Annotated in this window: 3 protein-coding genes; 1 reads left to right on the top strand and 2 read right to left on the bottom strand. The window is 61.2% G+C overall.

Annotation, left to right across the window (positions count from 1 at the left end; all coding sequences use genetic code 11):
- The first annotated feature begins 327 nt into the window (after positions 1-327).
- Entirely contained in the window at positions 328-1,059 is a 732-nt protein-coding gene (locus EOA85_RS31950; protein WP_127212390.1) for a hypothetical protein, read from the top strand.
- 119 nt (positions 1,060-1,178) lie between these two features.
- Here EOA85_RS31950 and EOA85_RS31945 read toward each other — a convergent pair whose 3' ends face one another.
- Positions 1,179-1,382 (bottom strand): DUF3126 family protein, encoded by a 204-nt coding sequence (locus EOA85_RS31945; RefSeq protein ID WP_013531334.1) that lies wholly within the window; start codon positions 1,380-1,382, stop codon positions 1,179-1,181.
- A gap of 151 nt (positions 1,383-1,533) precedes the next feature.
- On the bottom strand, positions 1,534-2,382 hold the full coding sequence (gene cysE, locus EOA85_RS31940; protein ID WP_065008191.1) for a serine O-acetyltransferase: 849 nt from the start codon (positions 2,380-2,382) through the stop codon (positions 1,534-1,536).
- Positions 2,383-2,745 lie beyond the last annotated feature (363 nt).

Genomic DNA, 2,745 nt, shown 5'->3' with positions numbered 1-2,745 from the left:
GCGCAGGCCGTCGCGGCGAGCGAGCGCAGCACATGCGCCGGCGACACATAGGGCTCGACGAAGGCAAGCCGGCGGCCTGACATCAGCTCCATCGCCGATCCGGCCAGGCCGCACGCCGTCAGCCCAACCATAAATGCAAAGAGTGTGTGTTCGACCGGACCCATCTTTACCTTCCATTTACCATAAAATCGCACAGTGGTGTTCGATAGGCGCCGTTGCAAGAGCCGTGCGCGCCACGTGTGCCGCCTAAGGACACCCCAAGAGGGGACGTCCCAGGGGACGGCCATGGGACATCTTGCGACAGGCGGCCGAAAATTGGGGATCGCGATGAAGCAGCCAGCCACCGCCAACGGTCCGCAACTTGCCGTCGTCGATTCCAAGCTGATGAAGCGGGTGTTCTACGTGTTCGCGGCGCTGGCAATGCTTTCGGTGACGATCAGCCTTGGCGGCAAATGGTTCGGCCGCTCGATCGCCATGGCCGGATACACCGACAACAAGACAATCCACGAGGTGGTGATCGGCAACAACGTCATCGCCGTGCCGGCCAATGTCATCCGCTTCGACCAGGCCCGGCGCGACGGCATCGCCTCGCGGCTCGACCTCTATCTGCGTTATCCCGAGATGGACGGCTACAGCGAAGCCGCCCGCAACGATTTCAACCATACGGGATCAAGCAAGAACAGCATTTTCCTATCGTTCGAACGGCAGATAATGTCGCGTGAGATGAGCGGCCGCTTCGCGCCGATCTACAGCGCACTGATCGTCCAGCCCGGCACGCCCGGCCCGGGCGGCACCACGCTCTACGGCTTCACCGAAAAATCAGGCTATTTCAACGAGGTGCTGGCGGTCGCCAATCGCCGGGGCAAGGACCCGTTCGTGGCCCGCTGCCTGAGCGGCCCGAGTGCTGCGCAGTCGCTGGCGCCCTGCGAACGCGACATTCTGGTCGGCGACAGTCTCAGCCTCAGCTACCGCTTTCCCATGGAATTTCTGGGGAACTGGCAGGCGCTCGATGCAGCCATCGCCGCCGAGGCTGCGCGTATGCTGAAGACAGGGCGCTAACCCATTGTGTCTGAAGGGATTATGTGACGCGCTTTGGGGGCAAATCGCAAACGGCGGAGATTGGCGTCCCCTTCTCCGCCAGGGATAACGGCGCCTACCGGTAACCAAGAACCCCCGACTCAGGCCAGATCGATGTCGAGGATCGCCATCGAGAAGTTATAGTCGCCGTCGTCCTCGTCCTTGAAGACGATGCCGAGGAATTCGTCGCCCACATAGACCTCGGCCGAATCGTCCTTGCGCGGCCGCGCCTTCACTTCAAGCTTGGGGTTCTGGAAGACGCGCTTGAAATAGGCGTCCAGCTTTCTGATTTCGTCCGGCTTCAAAACTCTTCTCCGATCGTCGGTCTTGCTCGTTTGAGCGCGCTTCTGGCACGTCGACAATGGCGATGTAAAGGCAAGCCGACCGGATATGCGAGAACCGACAGGCGGCAGAGCCGGCAAACGGAGTTCCGTTGCCCGCCCCGCGGACTTGAAATCAGATATCGAAGCTGACGACGTGGTCCATCGACTGTGATGGCAAAAGCTGGTCCATCTGCCGCGAAGGCTGGTCGCAGCCGGTCTCGCCGACGACACGAGCCGGCACGCCGGCAACCGTCTTGTTGTGCGGCACCGGCGACAGCACCACCGAGCCTGCCGCGATCTTCGAGCAATGGCCGACTTCGATGTTGCCGAGGATCTTGGCGCCGGCGCCGATCAGCACGCCGTAGCGGATCTTGGGATGGCGGTCGCCACCGGCCTTGCCGGTGCCGCCCAGCGTCACGCCGTGCAGGATCGACACGTCGTCCTCGATCACCGCCGTCTGGCCGACGACGAGGCCGGTGGCGTGGTCGAGGAAGATGCCCTTGCCGATGCGGGCGGCCGGATTGATGTCAGTCTGGAACACCGAGGACGACCGGCTCTGCAGGTAGAGCGCGAAATCCTGGCGGCCCTGGTTCCACAGCCAATGTGCCAGCCGGTGGGTCTGGATGGCATGAAAGCCCTTGAAATAGAGCACCGGCATGATGAAGCGGTCGCAGGCCGGATCGCGATCGTAATAGGCCTGGATGTCGACACGCACAGTCGACGACCAGTCCATGTCGTCGGCTGCCATCGCCTTGAATGTCTGGCGGATGAGATCGGAACCGATATCCTGATGGGCGAGCCGCTCAGCCAGCCGATGAATGACCGCCTCCTCCAGGCTTTCCTGGTTGAGGATGGTCGAATAGAGGAACGCCGCCAGCAGCGGATCGCGGTTGACCGCCTCCATCGCCTCGTCGCGGATCGAGCGCCAGATCGGGTCGATCGGCTCCACCATGGTCGGGCGGGCAATCGTAACGCTGTTCATTAATGATCTCCGGCCATCTAATGTCTCGGGCTTGGCGACTTGCCTATTCTCCGGCCGCATAATGCGAATCGCGATCGAAGTGATTCAGGCGATGCGCATTAAGTGCCTGTTTTGAGCATGTCGTTGTCCCAAAACCGCTGCGCACTTTTGCGCGACATGCTCTATAAGCCAGATCATAGCACGGTTGAACTCAATTTTCCTTAGTGCTTTGTCAAATGGATTTGGTTCACGGAAATTCAAGCGGCCATGGAAGACGAACCCTTGATCGACGAGCCGCTGAAGCACGAGCTTTCCGCGCTCTATCAGGCGGACGACCGCCACTATCACGGCCTTGCCCATATCGAGGCGATGATGGCGTTGGCC

The sequence above is a fragment of the Mesorhizobium sp. M5C.F.Ca.IN.020.29.1.1 genome, assembly GCF_003997375.1.
GTDB classification, from domain to species: domain Bacteria; phylum Pseudomonadota; class Alphaproteobacteria; order Rhizobiales; family Rhizobiaceae; genus Mesorhizobium; species Mesorhizobium wenxiniae.
This window is presented reverse-complemented; position numbering and strand designations above follow the sequence as displayed.

Coding starts and splice junctions, on each gene's coding strand:
- cysE (WP_065008191.1), bottom strand. CDS start 2,382: ATGAACAGCGTTACGATTGCCCGCCCGACCATGGTGGAGCCGATCGAC.
- EOA85_RS31950 (WP_127212390.1), top strand. CDS start 328: ATGAAGCAGCCAGCCACCGCCAACGGTCCGCAACTTGCCGTCGTCGAT.